The sequence below is a fragment of the Streptomyces sp. WAC 04229 genome (genome assembly GCF_003947455.1).
Classification (GTDB): Bacteria; Actinomycetota; Actinomycetes; order Streptomycetales; family Streptomycetaceae; genus Streptomyces.
The window spans coordinates 62782-80264 of record NZ_QHJH01000008.1 but is presented as its reverse complement, the minus strand read 5'-3'; the positions used below and the strand labels follow the sequence as shown (position 1 = coordinate 80264).

10 protein-coding genes and 1 pseudogene are annotated in these 17483 nt (G+C 67.3%); 4 read left to right on the top strand and 7 right to left on the bottom strand.

From position 1 onward, the window contains the following. The first annotated feature begins 30 nt into the window (after positions 1–30). Positions 31–984 carry an ROK family protein gene (locus DMH12_RS03960; protein ID WP_125490127.1) on the top strand — a complete coding sequence of 318 codons (954 nt, stop codon included), beginning with the start codon at positions 31–33 and terminating at the stop codon, positions 982–984. Positions 985–1143: 159 nt separating this feature from the next. Here DMH12_RS03960 and DMH12_RS03955 read toward each other — a convergent pair whose 3' ends face one another. Together DMH12_RS03955 and DMH12_RS03950 are read right to left on the bottom strand one after the other, a co-directional pair. After that, positions 1144–2172, bottom strand: a complete 1029-nt coding sequence (locus DMH12_RS03955; RefSeq protein WP_125490126.1) for a LacI family DNA-binding transcriptional regulator — start codon at positions 2170–2172, stop codon at positions 1144–1146. After that, positions 2169–4604, bottom strand: a complete 2436-nt coding sequence (locus tag DMH12_RS03950) for a glycoside hydrolase family 2 protein (protein WP_125490125.1) — start codon at positions 4602–4604, stop codon at positions 2169–2171. The genes DMH12_RS03955 and DMH12_RS03950 overlap by 4 nt, the downstream gene beginning before the upstream one ends. 272 nt (positions 4605–4876) lie before the next feature. Between DMH12_RS03950 and DMH12_RS03945 the strand changes: the two genes are divergently transcribed. The 3 genes from DMH12_RS03945 to DMH12_RS03935 all read left to right on the top strand — a co-directional run bounded on the left by DMH12_RS03945 (position 4877) and on the right by DMH12_RS03935 (position 8151). Continuing rightward, the gene (locus DMH12_RS03945) at positions 4877–6199 is read left to right on the top strand and encodes an ABC transporter substrate-binding protein (protein WP_125490124.1); all 1323 of its coding nucleotides are present in this window, start codon (positions 4877–4879) and stop codon (positions 6197–6199) included. Positions 6200–6307: 108 nt separating this feature from the next. Continuing rightward, positions 6308–7282, top strand: coding sequence for a carbohydrate ABC transporter permease (locus DMH12_RS03940; RefSeq protein ID WP_125490123.1), 975 nt, complete (start codon positions 6308–6310; stop codon positions 7280–7282). Beyond that, complete coding sequence (locus DMH12_RS03935; protein ID WP_125490122.1) at positions 7279–8151, top strand: carbohydrate ABC transporter permease; 873 nt, start codon at positions 7279–7281, stop codon at positions 8149–8151. Before DMH12_RS03940 ends, DMH12_RS03935 begins: the two co-directional genes overlap by 4 nt. A 558-nt stretch (positions 8152–8709) precedes the next feature. Here DMH12_RS03935 and DMH12_RS03925 read toward each other — a convergent pair. The 5 genes and pseudogenes from DMH12_RS03925 to DMH12_RS03905 all read right to left on the bottom strand — a co-directional run bounded on the left by DMH12_RS03925 (position 8710) and on the right by DMH12_RS03905 (position 17481). Continuing rightward, positions 8710–9102: a type II toxin-antitoxin system death-on-curing family toxin gene (locus DMH12_RS03925; RefSeq protein WP_125490121.1), complete on the bottom strand. Its 393-nt coding sequence runs from the start codon at positions 9100–9102 to the stop codon at positions 8710–8712. Beyond that, the gene (locus DMH12_RS03920; protein WP_125490120.1) at positions 9099–9293 is read right to left on the bottom strand and encodes a ribbon-helix-helix protein, CopG family; all 195 of its coding nucleotides are present in this window, start codon (positions 9291–9293) and stop codon (positions 9099–9101) included. Before DMH12_RS03920 ends, DMH12_RS03925 begins: the two co-directional genes overlap by 4 nt. Positions 9294–9800: 507 nt before the next feature. Beyond that, a pseudogene (locus DMH12_RS03915) lies at positions 9801–10061 on the bottom strand (VapC toxin family PIN domain ribonuclease); the annotation flags it as partial. 176 nt (positions 10062–10237) lie between these two features. Then, positions 10238–10651, bottom strand: a complete 414-nt coding sequence (locus DMH12_RS03910) for a hypothetical protein (RefSeq protein ID WP_125490119.1) — start codon at positions 10649–10651, stop codon at positions 10238–10240. Then, a complete protein-coding gene (locus DMH12_RS03905) occupies positions 10648–17481 on the bottom strand; it encodes a polymorphic toxin-type HINT domain-containing protein (RefSeq protein ID WP_125490118.1) in 6834 nt (2277 codons plus the stop codon). The genes DMH12_RS03910 and DMH12_RS03905 overlap by 4 nt, the downstream gene beginning before the upstream one ends. Between the last annotated feature and the right edge of the window lie 2 nt (positions 17482–17483).

Below are 17483 nucleotides of genomic sequence, written 5' to 3'. Positions count from 1 at the left end.
GTGGGGCCGACCGGAGAAAGGACCGTATCGGTGTACGCCGCCCTGGACATCGGAGGGACCAAGATCGCGGGAGCGCTGGTGGACGAAGGGGGGTCCGTCGTCCACCGCGCCGAACTTCCCACGCCCGCGAGGGAATCCACCCACCGCATGGCGCGAACCGTCGACGCCGTGATCGACACGCTGTCGGCCGCTCCGGCCTGGGGCACCGTGCGTGGTGTGGGCATCGCCAGCGCCGGCCCCGTCGACACGGTGGCCGGCACGGTGAGCCCCGTGAACATCCCCGCCTGGCGGACTTTCCCCCTCGTCGAGAGCGTGCGCGCCCATCCCATGCTTTTCGCGGGCCTCGAACCCGTCCTGCTCGGGGACGCCGTGGCCATGACCGCGGCCGAGCACTGGCTCGGCGCCGCCCGCGGTGTGGGCAATGCCCTGTGCATGGTCGTCTCCACCGGCGTCGGCGGCGGATACGTCCTGGACGGCCGGCTGCATCCCGGCCCCTCGGGGAACGCCGGACACATAGGCCACATCTCCGTAGGCATCGACGGACCGCCCTGCGCCTGCGGTGCGCGGGGATGCGTGGAGGGCTACGCCAGCGGTACCGCCATCGCCCGCTACGCGGTACAGGCGGGCTGGTCACCCCGACCGGGTTCGCAGCCTTCCGCCGCCGCGGTCGCCGCGTCCGCGCGCGAGGGCGACGAGCGCGCCCTGGCCGCGTACGACCGCTCGGCCCGAGCACTCGCCGCCGCGATCGCCGGCAGCGCGGCGCTGCTGGAGATCGAGGTCGCGGTCATCGGCGGCGGTGTCGCGCAGGCGGGCGAGACACTGTTCACGCCGCTGCGCCGCCATCTGCGCGCGTTCTCGGTGCTCGACTTCGTCCGCGGCCTCGAGGTGCGCCCGGCGGCACTGGCGCGGGACGCGGGTCTGATCGGTGCGGCGGCGGCCGCCCGGCAACATTCCAACAACGTGGGCGGAGCCACTGCGGCTTAACCGGTTTTGGTGAGCGTGCCAATCGAGTGTCTCTGACGAGCTTTCCTTCTCGTCTCCGACATCCCTTGCGCACACTCTCGGCGGACCGTTCCCGAGCGGGCCCGCACGCGAAGGGGCGCGGCATGGCGCCGCGCCCCTCAGCAATCCGTCTCCGCCACCCTACGAAGGGGGTGGGGCGGTCGACGCCCGCGGTACCAGTGACGGTGTCGCGACGGGCTGGGACGCGACGTCGTGACCGGCCAGCACCTCGAACAGCACCCGTGCGACCTGTGCACCGAAGCCGTGCACGTCGTGGCTCATCGCCGACAGCGTCGGATGCGTCAGCCGGCACAACTGGGAGTCGTCCCATGCCAGCAGCGACACGTCGTCCGGCACGGAGACGCCCATCTCGGCGGCGACACCGAGTCCGGCGACCGCCATGATGTCGTTGTCGTAGAGGATGGCCGTGGGACGCGCGGCGGACAGCAGCAGGGAGCGGGTGGCGCGTGCGCCGTCCTCGCCCGAGAATCCCGTCTCGATGTGCGGCCCGCTGTCCAGGCCGAGTTCGGCCATGGTCTGCTCGAACGCGGTCGTGCGGATGGCGCTGTGTCCGAGCCCGTGGGGGCCTCCCACGTGTGCGATGCGCCGGTGTCCCAGCACCGCCAGGTAGCGCACCGCCTCGGCGACGGCGGCGGCGTCGTCGGTCCACACCGACGGGAACCCGCCGGTGAGGGACGGGTGGCCGACGGCCACGGCCGGGAGGCCGATGCGCCGCAGCGGAGCGATCCGGGGATCCTCGTGATGGAAGTCGACCAGGATCGATCCCCCTATCTGCCGCTCCCGCCACCAGCGCTCCTGCAGCCCGATCTCCTCGTCGAGCGAGCCGACCAGACGCAGCAGCAGGGAGCAGTCGCGTTCGGCCAGCACGCTCTCGATGCCGGAGACGAACTCCATGTAGAAGGGCTCCAGGCCCAGCAGTCGGGCAGGCCGGCAGATCGCCAGCCCGACGGTGTCCACCGACTGGCGCGACAGGCTGCGGGCCGAGGAGTTCGGGGCCCAGCCGAGCTGCCGGGCCACCGCGAAGATCCGCTCCCGTGTGGCGTCGGAGACCCCCGGCTTGTCGTTGAAGGCCATGGACACGGCCCCCTTGGACACGCCGGCGGCCGCGGCCACGTCCTTGATGGTGACCCGTACGGACTGTCTGCTCACGCCGGTTCCACGCAGAAGAGTGCCGCTCGCACGGCGTTGGCCCCGGTGTCGGTCGCACCAGAGACCCGCAGGCGGAGCCGTTCGCCGGGGAGCAGGGTGCGCAGCCCGGTGTCGCAGACCGCGTCGGGGCCGAGCCGGTCGGCCTGCAGGAGGAGGTCGCGTACGAGGGTGTGTGCGGTTACCACGACCTCGACATTACCCGTCCCGGCACCCATCGGGGACTCCACGGCCACGTCGTAGTGCGGTACCGGGTAGGCGAACTCCCGATCCGTCACGGAGAAGTGCACGCTCCGCAGGTCCTCGCTGTCGGCGACGAGGAACTCCTTGGCCGACTGCGGTGCGGGGGCCAGGTCCGGCGGCACGGCCCGCCGGTGCACCGAGCGGGCGGCGACGGTCACGTCGAGCACGTGCTCGGCCACCGCGGTGCCGTCCGCCCGCAGCCGGCGCAGGGTCACGCGTGTCTGCCAGGGCTCGGCGGCCTGATTGACGACGGCGAGTACGGGGCCGTCGTCACCGTCGCCGGGCTGGAGTGTGAGGAGCCGGTCCGCGTAGACCCGGCGCAGTTCGTGGTGGAGCGGCTTGAGCCGGCCGTCGCCGTCGATGGCCGACCAGGAGCTGACCGGCCAGCAGTCGTTGATCTGCCAGACGACGGTGCCGGCGCACACGGGCCAGTGCGAGCGCCAGTGCTCGATCCCGGTGGCGATCGCGCGGGCCTGCACGACCTGGGTGAGGTAGTGCCAGCGGTCGAAGTCGTCCTCGGGCAGTGCGAAGTAGCGCTCCACGCCCCGGTTCAGCTTGCCGTTGCCGTCCTCGGCCTTCTGGTGGTGCAGCATGCCGGGCGAGTCGGGCGCGAGCCGTTCGCCGGGCAGCGCGCGCCGCAGGGTCTCCATCGCGGGCGGGGCCTGCCAGCCGAACTCCGACACGAAGCGGGGCACCGAGTCGCGGTACTCGGCGTAGTCCCGGCGGTTCCAGACCTCCCAGGAGTGATACGTGCCGTGGGCCGGGTCGTTGGGATGGTGGTCCCAGGAGCCCGACCAGGGGCTGCCGGCGGTGTAGGGGCGGGTGGGGTCGAGTTCGGCGACGATCCGCGGGAGCAGGTCCAGGTAGTAGCCGCCGCCCCAGGAGTCGCCGCGCAGCTCGGGCTCCCAGTCCCAGTCGCGGAAGCCCCAGAGGTTCTCGTTGTTGCCGTTCCACAGGACGAGTGAGGGGTGCGGCATGAGCCGGACAACGTTGTCGCGAGCCTCGGCCTCGACCTCGCCGCGCAGCGGCTGCTCCTCCGGATAGGCCGCGCAGGCGAACAGGAAGTCCTGCCAGACCATGAGGCCCAGTTCGTCGCAGGCGTCGTAGAAGGCGTCGTCCTCGTAGATGCCGCCGCCCCAGATCCGCACCAGGTCCACGCCCGCGTCGGCGGTCTGGCGCAGTCGGGTGCGGTAGCGCTCGGGGGTGATCCGGGACGGGAACACGTCGTCGGGAATCCAGTTGACCCCGCGCGCGAACATCCGTTCGCCGTTGACGACGAGGGTGAAGCCGGTGCCGTGCCGGTCCGCCGAGCGGTCCAGTTCCACGGTCCGGAAGCCGATCCGCCGGCGCCAGGTGTCGAGGAGGCGCTCCTCGCCGGCCTCTTCGACCAGCGTGACTTCCAGGTCGTACAGGGGCTGGTCCCCGTAGCCGCGCGGCCACCACAGGGAGGCGTCGGGCACCTCAAGGGTGAGTACGGCGTGCGCGCCCTGCACCGCGGCGCGCGCCTCGGCGAGGCCGTCCCCCACGGTGGCACGTACGACGAGCGGGCGGGCCGTCCCCTGCGCGGTCCGCTCGACCTCGACGCGCACCTCGACGCGGCCCGTGCCGCCGTGGACCGTCACCAGGGGGCGCACGTCGGCCAGCCGGGCCGTCGACCACCGCTCCAGCCGGACCGGGCGCCATATCCCGGCGGTCACCAGGGTCGGGCCCCAGTCCCAGCCGAAACTGCAGGCCATCTTGCGGATGTACTGGAACGGCTCCGGGTAGACGTTGGGGCGCTCCCCCGTCACCGCCCGCACCGAGGCCGCCTCGTCGTAGGCAGAGGCGAAGGCCGCCTCCAGGCGCCCGTGGCAGCCGGTGACGTCGAAGCGGTAACGCCGATGCATGTTCCTGGTGCGGCCCAGTTCCCGGCCGTCGAGCGTGATGGTCGCGGCGGTGTCGAGTCCGTCGAAGACCAGGTCGGTCCGCTCGTACTGCTCCCCGGCCGTGTCGGCGGCCGGCAACTCGCGGACATAGGTCCAGGACCGCTGTCCGACCCAGGCCACGTCGGATTCGTTGACACCGAGGAAGGGGTCCGGGATCAGCCCGGCCGTGAGCAGATCGGTGTGGACGCAGCCGGGGACCTGGGCGGGCAGTAGGTCATCGCTGTGGCTCAGGCTCCAGCCCTCGGCGAGCGGGACGACTTCCTTCATGTACGGCTCCTTCGGCGGGACGGGCCCGGTGTCGTATGCAACGCGGCTCAACCTAACCCCACAGAAGTGAACCGGTCTAGCCCTCTCTGCACGACAGAAGCCCTCCCACCGGCACAGGAGTTACTTGAATCACCTTGCTATGGCTCTCACCTCAGGTAACGATTGAGTATCGCGATGGATTGGGAAGCTTTACCGGTTCACGACCGACTGACATAGTCGCCGTCAACCACCACCGGAGCCCGAGCCGTAATCCTTGGAAAGGAGCTGGGCACATGGGGAAGAGGACGCTGAGCGTCGCACTGCTCGCCACCGCGATGCTGACCGTTGCGGGGTGCAGCGGAGGGGGAAGCGCGGATGCCGGCGAGACCGCCGCAGCGCCGGTGAACCCGGACGGCGTCTCGGGGGACATCACCGTGCTCACCAACCGCACCGACCTCGTCGAGGACGGGACGATGAAGAAGTACGCCGCCGAGTTCAACAAGACCTACCCCGACGTGAAGGTGAAGTTCGAGGGCCTCACCGACTACGAGGGGGAGGTAAAGATCCGTATGAACACGGAGGACTACGGCGACGTCCTGCTGATCCCGTCGGCGGTGGCCAAGGGCGACTATCCCAAGTTCTTCGCGCCGCTCGGCGACACCACGTCGATGAAGCCCACCTACCGCTTCACCGACAAGACCGACGTCGACGGCAAGACCTACGGCATCGCCACCTTCGGAACCGCCAACGGCCTGGTCTACAACAAGGCGCTGTTCAAGAAGGCCGGGATCACCGACTGGCCGACGACGACCGAGCAGTTCCTCACCGACCTCAAGGCCGTAAAGGACAAGACCGGGGCGACCCCGTACTACACCAACTTCAAGGACGGCTGGCCGCTCGAAAGCCCCTGGACCAACAGCGTCGGCTCCATCAGCTGCGACACCCAGGGCCACGACAAGCTCGCCGAGATGGACGAACCGTGGGCCGAGGGCAATGACCTCAACACCCTCGACACCCTGTTGTACGACATCGTCCACGAGAAGCTTTCGGAGAAGGACCCGGCCACCACCAACTGGGAGAGCTCCAAGACCCTCCTGGCCAAGGGCAAGGTGGGCAGCATGGTGCTCGGCTCCTGGGCCATCAACCAGATGCGGGACGCCGCCGAGAAGGCCGGCCAGAATCCCAACGACATCGGCTTCATGCCGCTCCCGTCGCAGAAGGACGGCACGTTCTGCTCGACCCTCGTCTCCGACTACCAGCAGGCCGTCAACATCCACTCCGACCACAAGGAGGCCGCACGGGCGTGGATCGACTGGTTCACCGAGAAGTCCGGGTACGCGGCCAAGGAGGGCGCCGTCTCCGCCCTCAAGTCCGAGGGTCTACCGGAGACACTCAAGGACTACGTTGACAACGATGTCAAGACGATCGAGCGCTCGGCGGCACGGACGGCCGAAGTGGACGCCATCGACAACGCCTCCGAGATCGGACTCAACAAGCCGGACTACCGGAAGAAGCTCATCGACATCGCCCGCGGCGCCACCGACGGATCACTCAAGAGCTACTTCGACGACCTGAACAAGCGCTGGTCCGAGGCCAGGCAGACCGCCGGCTCCTGACCCCGGCCCCGCCTGCGCCCAGCACCCGCCGGGTCCCCGCCCTGTCTCCCCGGAGCGGGACCCGGCGCCCAGCGCCCTCAGCGGACGACGAAAGGCCCTGACTCCGCGATGACCCGAACCGCATCCACCGCTTCACCACCCGCCCCGGCCACCGGGCCGGGCCACACCGGCAAGCAACGCTCCCGGCACCGCGCACAGGCCGGCGCCTCCTGGCGCGACCGGCCGATGCGCAAGATCACGCCGTGGCTGTTCCTCCTGGCCCCCCTCACCCTGCTGATCACGTTCACCTACGTGCCGGTGGGCAACATGATCTACTACAGCTTCACCGACTGGGACGGCGTCAGCCCCGACCGCAACTACGTCGGCACGGAGAACTACACCGAGATCTTCACCCGCCCCGAGTTGTTCCGGGTCTTCGCGGTGAGCTTCTACTACCTGGCGGCGTCCGTCGTACAGATCCTCATCGCGCTGTACTTCGCCGCGGTCCTCAGCTTCGACCTGCGCTTCAGGAACCTCTTCAAGGGCATCCTGTTCTTCCCGTACCTGATCAACGGAGTCGCCATCGGCTTCGTCTTCCTGTACTTCTTCCAGGACGGCGGCACGCTCGACTCGGTCCTGTCCTGGTTCGGTGTCGGCACCGACCACGCCTGGCTGGGCAGTCCCGAGTCGGCCAACACCTCCATGGCCGGGGTGTCCGTGTGGCGCTTCACCGGCCTGAACTTCGTACTGTTCCTCGGCGCGATCCAGTCGATCCCCGGCGAGCTCTACGAGGCCGCCCAACTGGACGGCGCGAGCCGCTGGCAGCAGTTCCGGCACATCATCGCGCCGAGCATCCGGCCGGTGCTGAGCCTGAGCGTCATCCTGGCGATCTCCGGCTCCCTCTCCGTCTTCGAGATCCCGTACATCATGACCGGCGGTGCGACGGAGACCTCGACGTTCGTCATCCAGACGGTGAAGTTCGCCTTCCAGTTCAACAAGACCGGCCTGGCCTCGGCCTGCGCGGTAGTGCTGCTGGCGATCATCCTGGTGATCACCTGGATCCAGCGCCGCCTCGTGCCCGACGAGAAGGTGGACCTCGTATGACCCTCACCGCCCCCACCCGCCGCGCGCAGGAGCAGGCGCGCCGCCGCCCGCGCGTCAGTTCCGCCCTGACGTACCTGTCGCTGGTCGTCGCCTCTCTCGTGGTGCTGCTGCCGCTCGTCGTGATCTTCCTGACCTCGCTCAAGTCCTACGGCGAGATCTCCGACGGCCAGGGCGCCCTGGCCCTGCCGGACGACTGGCTCAACTTCTCCAACTACGCCACGGCGTTCAACGACGGCCACATGCTGCAAGCCTTCGGCAACACGGCCTTCATCCTGCTGTTCTCCATCACCGGCACCGTGATCATCGGCTCGATGACCGCGTACGCCATCGACCGCTTCGACTTCCGCTTCAAGAAGCTCGTCATGGCCCTCTTCCTGATCGCCACGCTGGTGCCGGCCGTAACAACCCAGGTCGCCACCTTCCAGGTCGTCAACAGCTTCGGGCTGTTCAACACCCGCTGGGCCCCGATCCTGCTGTACATGGGCACCGACATCGTGGCCATCTACATCTTCCTGCAGTTCATCCGCGGCATCCCGAAGTCCCTCGATGAGGCGGCGCGGCTCGACGGCGCCAACTCCTTCACCATCTACCGCAAGATCATCTTCCCGCTGTTGAAGCCGGCCATCGCCACCGTAGTCATCATCAAGGGCATCACCACGTACAACGACTTCTACATCCCCTTCCTCTACATGCCCGAAGAGGACCTCGGGACCATGTCAACGGCCCTGTTCCGGTTCAAGGGGCCCTTCGGGGCGCACTGGGAGAACATCTCCGCCGGAGCCGTCCTCGTCATCGTCCCGACACTCGTGATCTTCCTGTTCCTCCAGCGCTACATCTACAACGGCTTCGCCCAAGGAGCCACGAAGTAGGCGGTTTCCATCGCCGCACCGGTTCTGTTGGACGAACGTGCGGGCGGGCTGAAGGCGCCGTTGGGGCCGCCCAGGTCACCAACGAGCTCGTGCAGGGTAGGCAGATCGGCGTCGAGGGTGGCGGTGGGCTCGGTGTTCACCTCTGCCACGCCGACGTCGAGTCCGCGGTCTGTTGACGGGACAGCAGGCCGGCGACGGCCTGGACGGTGTCGCTCATGTGCTCACGGCGGCCGGCCAGGTCCCGATGGCCCTTCAGGTGGGCGATCCCGTACTCGACACGGATACGACGTGAGGACTCAGCTTTGCGCTGTCGTCGGCATCGGCGAGAATCTCCACCGCGAGCCCGCCGACCAGAAGCCCGACCAACCCCAACTGGCGTGCGTGGGTGACGTCCGCGCAGCTCGCGGGCCGTGCTGGGCTGCACCACAGCAAGCGTCGTTCGCTGTCCGTGACGACCATGGGGGACTGCTGCACGGACAAGTGATACCTGACCCGGGCAAGGCCGGACAGCGCGTGAGGGCGGGGCACGCGCCTGCCCTGCCCTCACGTCATTGAACGTCAGGAAACGGGGAACCAGGCTGACAAGCGCTTTGCAATGACCGGTACATCGACGTTGTCCTGCGCGACGTCCTCGACGAACGGGCCGGCAACAGAGACGGGCGGCGGGACGGTACCGGCGCTCACGCCGTTGAATCGCAGGAAGACACGCATGGCAAGCCAGGCAGTGCGCTTGTTGCCATCGATCAGCGCGTGATTGCGGGCGACGGAGTGCAGCAGTGCCGCGGCCTTTTCGTGCAGCGTGGGATACAACTCGGCCCCGAACACGTTCGTGCGGGGTCGCTCGATCGCCGATACCAGAAGGCCCATGTCACGCACGCTGTGCTCGGTACCGTTGACTGCGCGGGCAATGGCCAGGATCTCGTCGATTTGGAGGTAGCGCACGTCCGTCACTTCAGGTAGTCCAGAATCTCCGCATCACTGTCCATCAGCTCGGCCAGAACGTCATCGACTCTCAGCTCGGCCCGGTCCTGGGCATCACGGATGGCCTCGATAGCAAGCTCCTGCTTGCTACGGCCTTCCCGACGAGCCCGCTCGGACAGCTTCGCGTCAAGGTCATCAGGCAGTCGAAGTGTCATCGCCATACAGGCATGATACCTGACCGGTATCACGGTTGTCTCAGTCGAGCCGCGATCCCCGAAGGCGGAGGACCCAAGGCGGCGGCGTACAGCGCCTCAGGAGGGGCAGCAGAGGCTTCTGCTGCGAGCGTCATCCGAGCGTCAAGATTCTCCGAACGCCCCTCAAAGACGTCACCGATACAACGCACCTCGCTCACGAATCTGCAGGTCAGCGAGTTATCGAGGTCGATCCGCCCGCTCGAACCGCCGCGCTTCGGAAAACAGGTCGAGTACGTCCAGCCGCGTATGAGAAACCCAGGAAAACAGCAGGTCAGAGCCTCTTTGCAGCAGGCTCCAAAATAGCCACGCACTCCACGTGCGAGGTCATAGAAAAGACGTCAGCCGGTATTGCATCCGGGAAACTGCAGGTCAGATAGTTTTTTCCGCCTCATCAGAGAGTCCACGCGCGCCGCGAGCGTCATGCGAGCGTCACGACCAACGGCATCTGACGACACAGCCCGGACAGACCTGACATCAGATCGGAAGGTCGTCGGGCAGCACCCGGAACGCCTTGTACCGGCCCAACGGGCGCACAGCCCGGAAATCGCGACGGTCGAGCGTGAGTACCGCGTCGGTGTCGCACTCAGCGGCAAGGGCCACGTTCACCGCTTCCACGAGGTCCAGGTCCAAGTCGCGATAGCGGGCGCGCACCGACTGGGCGACACCCAGTTGATCCTCCGTGATCTCGGGCAGAACAACACGGCCTCGGCGCACCCAGTGGCGGATGTCGTCAATGATGTATATCTATTGCGCCCGAGCGCTCCATGAGCGATGCATCCCGACGATGAACCGCCATCCTGCGCCGCACTCGTCCGCTGACGTTGCCGTCAACTACTGCCGTCACCCCACGCAGAAGCCCCGCCAGGACACACCTGACGGGGCTTCTGATTCGCTACCGAGATTCGGTGAAACTACTCAATCTCCGCGATTTCCAGGCGGTATTCGCGGCGCATATCCTCCACCAAACGCTTCCGCCCGTATCGCACCACGCCACGCGCCCACCAAAACTTCTCGTCAATTCTAGGGAAAGCATCCGGAAGCAGCATGGAACGGAATCGCACATCCACTGCTTCAACTTTTGCACGGAGTTGCGAGAGCTCAGGAAATTTCTGCAGTTCCACTGCACCCATTGCCCGCTCCAGGGAATCCCGCGAAGTCAGATCGTTGAAATAGTCTTGCGCATCACTTCGATAGCCATGCTCACAACTCTCAACGAACCTTACCCAACGAGCCAGTAGCACCTCTGGCTCAACGTCCCGCCATCGACCCGATTCCCTCAGGAAATCAGAGAAAGCGACACGAAAGCCGCTATCGGGATGAGTCATCGAGCCACCTCTCGTTCGAAGTAAGCGAGGGGATCGTCCGGCCGGAAGTACGAGACGATGTTTCCGCCTCTCTTCATGCCCAGTTTCCCAGTACTCGGCTCGTACCTGATCAACGTGCCGTCGCTTCGCGTACCCTCTCGCACACCAACGGGACACGAATCCGAGCACATGAGCCCTCTGGAATCTGCGACGTACCTGTCGAATCCGTCGTCGGTGTCATATTCAGGCATGTCCGGGTTTCGAGTCAGATTTCCATCATCGTCCATACCGAGGACATGCTTGTCGTAGTGCGCGTCCGCGCTGGCGTCGCCATACGCTTCCCAATTGCAATTGTGAACGAGTACCGGCGTGGCCCCCGCCAGCACATAGTACGTGTGCGCGTCGCTGACGGTCAGGTTGTGTACGGTCTCCGACTGCGCTGTCCAGCGCTTGACCGCGGCGACCTTGACGTAGGTGCCGGCGCTGGTCTTCAGCCAGGTGCCGGGCTGCAGGTCGGTGGCGTTGATCCACTTGCCGAGTGCCTCGACCCAGAAGGGGTGGCCGTCGGTTGCGGTGACGGATGCGGTCTTGCTTCCTTCGTCTCCGTCGAGGTCGATGGTGACCCGGACCAGGTGCTTGGCGCCCTTGCCCTTGATCTTGGCGGTTACGGTCTGGACTGTTGTCTGTCCGGTTTCCGGGTCGGTGGCGAGGACCCTGTCGCCTATGTCGACGTCCTTGATTTCCTTCGTTGTTCCGTCGGCCATGAGGACGTGGGTGCCAGCTGTGAAGCTGTTGCCGACCGAGCATGCCTTCTTGGCGAGGCGGCTGCTCTGCCACCACTCGCCGACGGCATCGATGAGTTTCCGTCCTAGTGCCCAGAGTTTCTTGCCGAGTTCGTATCCCTTGGCCCATTTCCATGGGAGTCCGTATTTGACCGCTAGTTTTCCGACGACGCCGCCTACGAGGCTGGTGACGACGTTGACTGCGGTTGCGGCGCAGGCGCCCAGGGAGCCGGTGGTGAAGCAGTCGAGTGCGTCGGTGATGCCGAGTTCGTCGGCGATGATCTGGGCTACTTCTTTGGCGATGGCTATGGCTCGGCGTTTGGCCGCATCGGCCTGGGCCTTTGCTGCCTGCTGCTGGCGTTTCTTCACTGCGGCGGCGGAGTCGTTGCCGATGGCTTGGCTGAGGGTCCAGCCGGCGGCGGCCGCGTTCTGTGACAGCTTGGGCGGGCCCGGTTCGTGCCCTGGGGTGGTGTTCTCGCACTGGGGGCACGGCCGGGTGCCGCAGTCGATGAAGGGACACAGACCCGAGGGGTCTGCGTGTGTGGCCGGGTTGTTGTTGCCGTAGTTGTAGCCGTTGATCTGCTGGGGGTTGGTCAGGTTCATCACCGGGTCGAGGGAGATGAACCGTCCGCTGGAGGGGTCGTATTCGCGTGCGCCGAGGTGGACGAGACCGGTGGTCTGGTCGTTGGTGCCGCCGACGAAGCCCTTGTCGTTGACCCAGGAGGACGGGTTGGCCGCCGTCTGGTCCCGGGCGACGCCGAACGAGTCCATGCGTCGGCGCTGGGTGGTGCCGTCGGTGGAGGCGATGGCGAGCTGGGCGGTTCCCTGGTGGTCGCCGGCCAGGTAGGTGACGCCGTCGGTGGTGCGCTGGGCGACGGTCTGACCGCCGAAGGAGTAGTAGCGCGTGGCCTGGACGGCTTTGCTGGTCTTGTCCAGGCGGAGTTCCATGCCCGGCAGGTAGAGGGTCTTGTCCTGTGCGGTGTCGCGGAGCAGGCGTGCGCCGGCTGCGTCGTAGACGAAGTTGGTGTCGGTGCCGTCGGCTTCTTCGGCCTGAGTGAGCTTGTTCTGTTTGTCCCAGGTCAGCGTCTGCGTGTCGCCGCCGATGACGCGGCTGGTGGTGTTGCCGGCCTTGTCGTAGGTGTAGGTGTCCTGGGCGGTGATGGCGGGGGTGGTGCTGGTGGCCTCGGTCTGGGTGACGGTCTTGGTGAGCTGGTGGGGGCCCGCGTCGCCTTCGCCGTAGGTGTAGGTGGCGGTGGAGGTGGGGGTGTCGGCGATGCCGTGGCGGGTGATTCCGGTGCGGTTGCCGGTGACGTCGTAGGTGTAGGTGTTCCAGTACGGGGATATGCCGCCGACGTTGGAGGCGGTGGGCGTCGCGGTGCAGGCGGCGTCCCGGGTGCCGGTGCCGGCTGCGCCGTTGGGGGTGCTGGCGGACGTCCACGCCTCGGTCATGCGTCCGAGGGCGTCGTAGGTGAGGCACTGGGCGTCGGTGGGGCCGCCGGCCGGCCGGTCGGTGATGGAGCGGACGTTGCCGGCGTCGTCGTATCCGTAGGTGGCGTCGAAGGCGGGCGAGGCGGCGTTCTCGACGCGCACGCTCTGGCGGAGGAGGCGTTCGGTGCCGCGTTCGTAGCGGAAGTCGAGCCAGGTCTTGCGGTCGGTGGAGCGTCCGCTCCACAGCTCCACGCCCTCCAGTTGGCTGGTGGGTGAGTAGTCCGCCTGGGTGACGTAGTCCGTCGAGCCGCCCAGGGAGGTGCCCATGGAGACGGGGCGCTGCAGGGCGTCGTAGTCGAAGGAGACGCTTTCGCCGGGCAGTCCGCCGGCAGCGGGGTAGCTCTGGGCGAGGATGGTGCCGTCTTGGTTGTAGCCGGTGTTGAACTCGTAGGTGCCGCCGAGTTCGGGTTCGGCTGTCTTGGAGATGGTGTAGCGGGCGAGTTCGGGCTGGTACATCGGGTCGAGCGAGGGGTACAGCACGGAGCTGTAGACGGCGCCGTTGCGGTAGGTGTACTGGCCGTAGAGCTCGCCCTTGGCGACGGTGTCGTACTTGGTCAGGCTCAGGCGGGTGCCGGTGTCGGCTGGGCCTTGCCAAGTGCCGGTCGGGCGGCCTATGGCGTCGTAGGTGGTGGTCGTCGTGTTGCCGCGCGAGTCGGTGACTGCGGTTTTGCGGTCGAGTTCGTCGTAGGCGGAGGTGGAGCGGCCGGCGTCGGGGTCGGTGGTGGCGGTCTGGCGGCCGCGCTGGTCGTATTCGTAGCTCCAGGTGTTGCCCGCCTGGTCGGTGACCTTCTGCAACTGGCCGGCTGGCGTGTAGGCGTACTTGGTGGAGATGTAGTCCTCTGCGGTGCCGGTCGGCCGCGGGGCGTCGCTCTTGTAGTGCCGCAGTTCGACCGTGCGGTCGCGGATGTCGGTGATCGTGGTGGTGGGTGTCTGTCCGTTGGGCGGGTCGACGTGGACGCGGTCGCCGCCGTAGGTGTAGGTGGTGCGGTTCTCCTCGACGTTGCCGACCTTGAAGATGGTGGCGGTGGTGCGGCCGGCGCCGTCGTACTCGGTGAGTGTCTGGGCGTCGACGTCGGCGTTGTCTGGGTCGAAGATGACGGTGGTGGGGGCGCCCTCGGTGTAGTAGGTGTCGTTGGTCTTCACGACGCGGCCGGAGCCGTCGTAGTGGGTGTCCGCGACGAGGCGTCCGCCGTCGGGGCCCTGGGTCTGGATCTGGCGGGGGCGCAGGAGTCCGTCGTAGAGCTGGTACTCGCTGCCGTAGGTGGTGCCGCTCTTCTCGATCTTCTCGGTACGGACGTAGGAGGGTCCGTCCTTGCGGACTGCGTAGGTGTACTTGATGGAGGGGGTGAAGTCGGCGGCCTTGGGGCGGTCGGGCATCCAGACGGAGGTCAGGCGGCCCAGGGCGTCATAGGCGAGGTCGCTGCGCTTGCCGTTCATATCGGTCTGCGCGGCCGGCTGCCCCCATTGGGGCGCGTACTCAGTGGTGGTCGTCCAGCCGAGGGGGTTGGTGTCTTCCTTCTTGGTGGCCAGTCCGTACGTGTCGGTGTATTTGCTGGTCGTCGTCTTGCCGTCGGCGTCCGTCACGGTCAGGGGACGGCCGTAGGCGTCGTAGGTGGAGGTGCTGACGGTCTGGTAGGTGGCGGTGGTGCCGTTGTGGGAGGCCAGCCGCTTGACGGTGGTCGGGTCGCCCTTGGTCGGGGCGGCTCCGGTGGTGGTCGTGCCGTCGTACAGGGTGATGTCGTCCGAGACGACGTCCTTGGCGCGGTCGGGGGTGGCGGGGCAGTCGACGGCGAGCGTCTCGACGCGGGCGATGAGGCTGTAGATGTGCCGGTCGGGGTTGTCCGCGTACTGGGTGGTGGTGCACTGGTTGTCGGCGACCGCTGTCTGGCCGTAGTCGGCGGTCTTCACCAGGCGGCCGGTGGTGGAGTCGTAGGTGTTGAGGGAGGCGGACTGTCGCCAGCCGCCTGCCGCGAGCGCCTCGTAGGAGTCGGTGCGCAGGCTGCGGACGTAGCGTGCGCTCCTGGTGCCCCAGCTTTCGGCGTCGGTGGCGGTGACCTGGTTCCACACCGTGCTGATCGACTTCTCGGTCACGCTGTCACCGTTGTAGGTGAGCGTCTCGAGTTCGAAGCCGGACTTCCAGTCGTCGTCGCTGTGCGCCGTGCCCTGGGAGTCGGTAACGGTAGAGGTGCGGGTGCCGCCGCTGGGGGTGGGATCGCCGGTCAGACCCTGGAAAAAGACGTGCTCGGTGCGGGTGTTGGCGGGGTTGTTGGTGCCGTCGGAGGTCTGGACGCGGACGCGCTGGTAGCCGCGCCAGTCGCTCCAGGTCAGGTCGTCGGGGTCGCCGAGACCGTCCGGCTTCGCCTTGCGCCAGCCCGCGTCACCCAGGTAGGTGTACGAGGTGATCTGGTCGGGGCTGCCTCCGATGAGGTCCTGCTCGGTCACGGACGAGACGACGTACTTGTGGAACCAGTCGGTGATCGGGTCCTCTTCACCCGGCGGGCTCCATTTGACCGGGTAGCAGCGCACCTTCGACGAGCCGGGCGTGGGCAGGTTCGCGGCAGCGCACTGCGGAGTGGCGTAGTCGACCGACAGGATGCCGCCGGACTCGCTCTCCACCGCGGTGAGCCGGAACCGGACGAAGGGCTGGATGTTGTCGTCCGGCTTGTCGACCCGGTTGGCGAGCTGCAGGCCGTGCAGCTTGACGGACGGCACGGAGACGTCTGTGCCGGTCAGGCCCTTGTGGTCGACCTGGCTGAGCCACAGGGACTTGGATCCGTCTCCGTTGTCGGTGAACAGGTGGCCCAGGCTCCAGGAGTCGACGTCCTGGTAGGTGGTGTCACCGGTGCGGATCTGGGTGGTGATCTTGTCGAGCTGCTTGCGGGTCCAGAAGGTCGGCGAGTTCTGGCCGGGGCACTTGCTGTCCACCTTGCAGTTCCGGTCCCACGGCACGTCCGGCCAGTCCGCTGCGGTGGCGTCGGTCAGATCGGCGGCCTCGCAGTCGGTGAGGTCGCCGATGCAGCGCTCGGAGGTGGAGAAGTTGACCCGGGCTGCGGGCTTGGTGTCGTACACGGTGCCGGCGCGCTGGCCGTAGTCGATGCGCTTGAGGTAGCCGCCACGGATGTAGGGCTTACCGTTCTCGGTGGTCTTCAGGCCCTGCGTGTAGTAGTTGGTCTCGGTGCCGTAGAAGTACGAGACCTGGTTGCCGTGCCGGTCGATGACGGCGTCCAGGTTCCAGCGCCATGCCTGGTTGCAGTAGGCCGTGGCGAGGGTGGCCTTGTAGCAGGGTTCGCCGGAGTCGTCGCCGTAGACGGGGACGGTCCAGGCCGAGTTGGTCGATTCGTCGCCACTGGCCCAGCCGGACAGGTGGTTGAGCCCGAAGAAGAACTGCGTACCGTCGGTGTCGGTGACCTTCCAGTACTCTCCGTCGGCGTCACCGTTGCTCGCACCGGTCAGCTTCTCGATCTTCGAGAAGTCGTCGGAGCTGATACGCCACTCGCCGGTCTTGTCGTCCTTGATCAGCTCTCCGGAGGCGCCCCCGGCGATCGAGATGGTGGCGTTGTCGGTGCCCCAGCACTGGTCGCCGTTGGTGTCGTCGTGGCCGTCGTCGGCGCACGCCTTGTAGCGGCGCTCGATGTAGCCCGGCTCGTAGGAGAAGCCCTGGCCGATCCAGGAACCCTGGTTGTTCGTGGCAGACGTCTGGCCGTCGATCGACTGGGAGTTGTAGCTCAGCCCCACCTCGGGGGCGAGGCCCCCCGGCACGGGCGGCGTGGTGATCGGGTAGGACCAGGTGAAGGCACCCGACGAGTTGGACACGCTCCACTTCGAGGACGGGGCCAGGGAGGTCGCCGTGTAGCTGCCCTGCGCGCCGGAGTCACCGGCGGTGGCCGCCAGGACGGTGGGCGCCGCGCTGGTACCGGCGCCGGCTGCCCCGGCCGTCACCCGGGTGGTGGCGGTGAGGGTGCGAGTCCTGGTGTCGTTGTCCGATTCCAGCGGGACCGGCTTGGTGCAGGCGGTCTTTTCCGGGCTGGTCAGAACGCATGCCGGGTATTGCACCAGGCGGAGGCGGGAGGAGTAGTCCCCGCCGTAGGCTGCAGCGAACGGTGCGTAGTCCACGGACAGCTTCACCGTGCCCGGTTTGTGCTGGCCGTCAGCGCGGGCCACGGTCATCAGGGTTCCGTCGATGCCGGCTCGTTCCGCCGTGCCGTGGTCCGCAACGGCCACTTCGACCGCCGTGGGGCTCGCAGCGCCTGTCTTCGCGATCCGTATCGGCAGTTTCCCTGCCCGTTGGGCCTTGGCGCCCACCTCGACCTTGGCTCGGCCCGCAATCGGCCACGCGTGCTTGTCCGCCTCCGTAACGGCGGCCTTGCGTGCCGGGTCCGGCTTCTTGTACCTCTCGGGCTTGAGGTTCTTCCCGTCCACGGGGTGGTCAAGGTCCGTCTGTGTGGGCAGCCGGTCCAGCCCTGCGGCCTGCGCGTCGGCGGGCAGAGGGCTGATCTGTGGCAGCAGGGACACAGCGAGGGCCAGGCCCAGGGTGGCGGCGACGCGTCTGGCGGCGCTGAGTCTCCAGGAGGTTGAGCGCATGA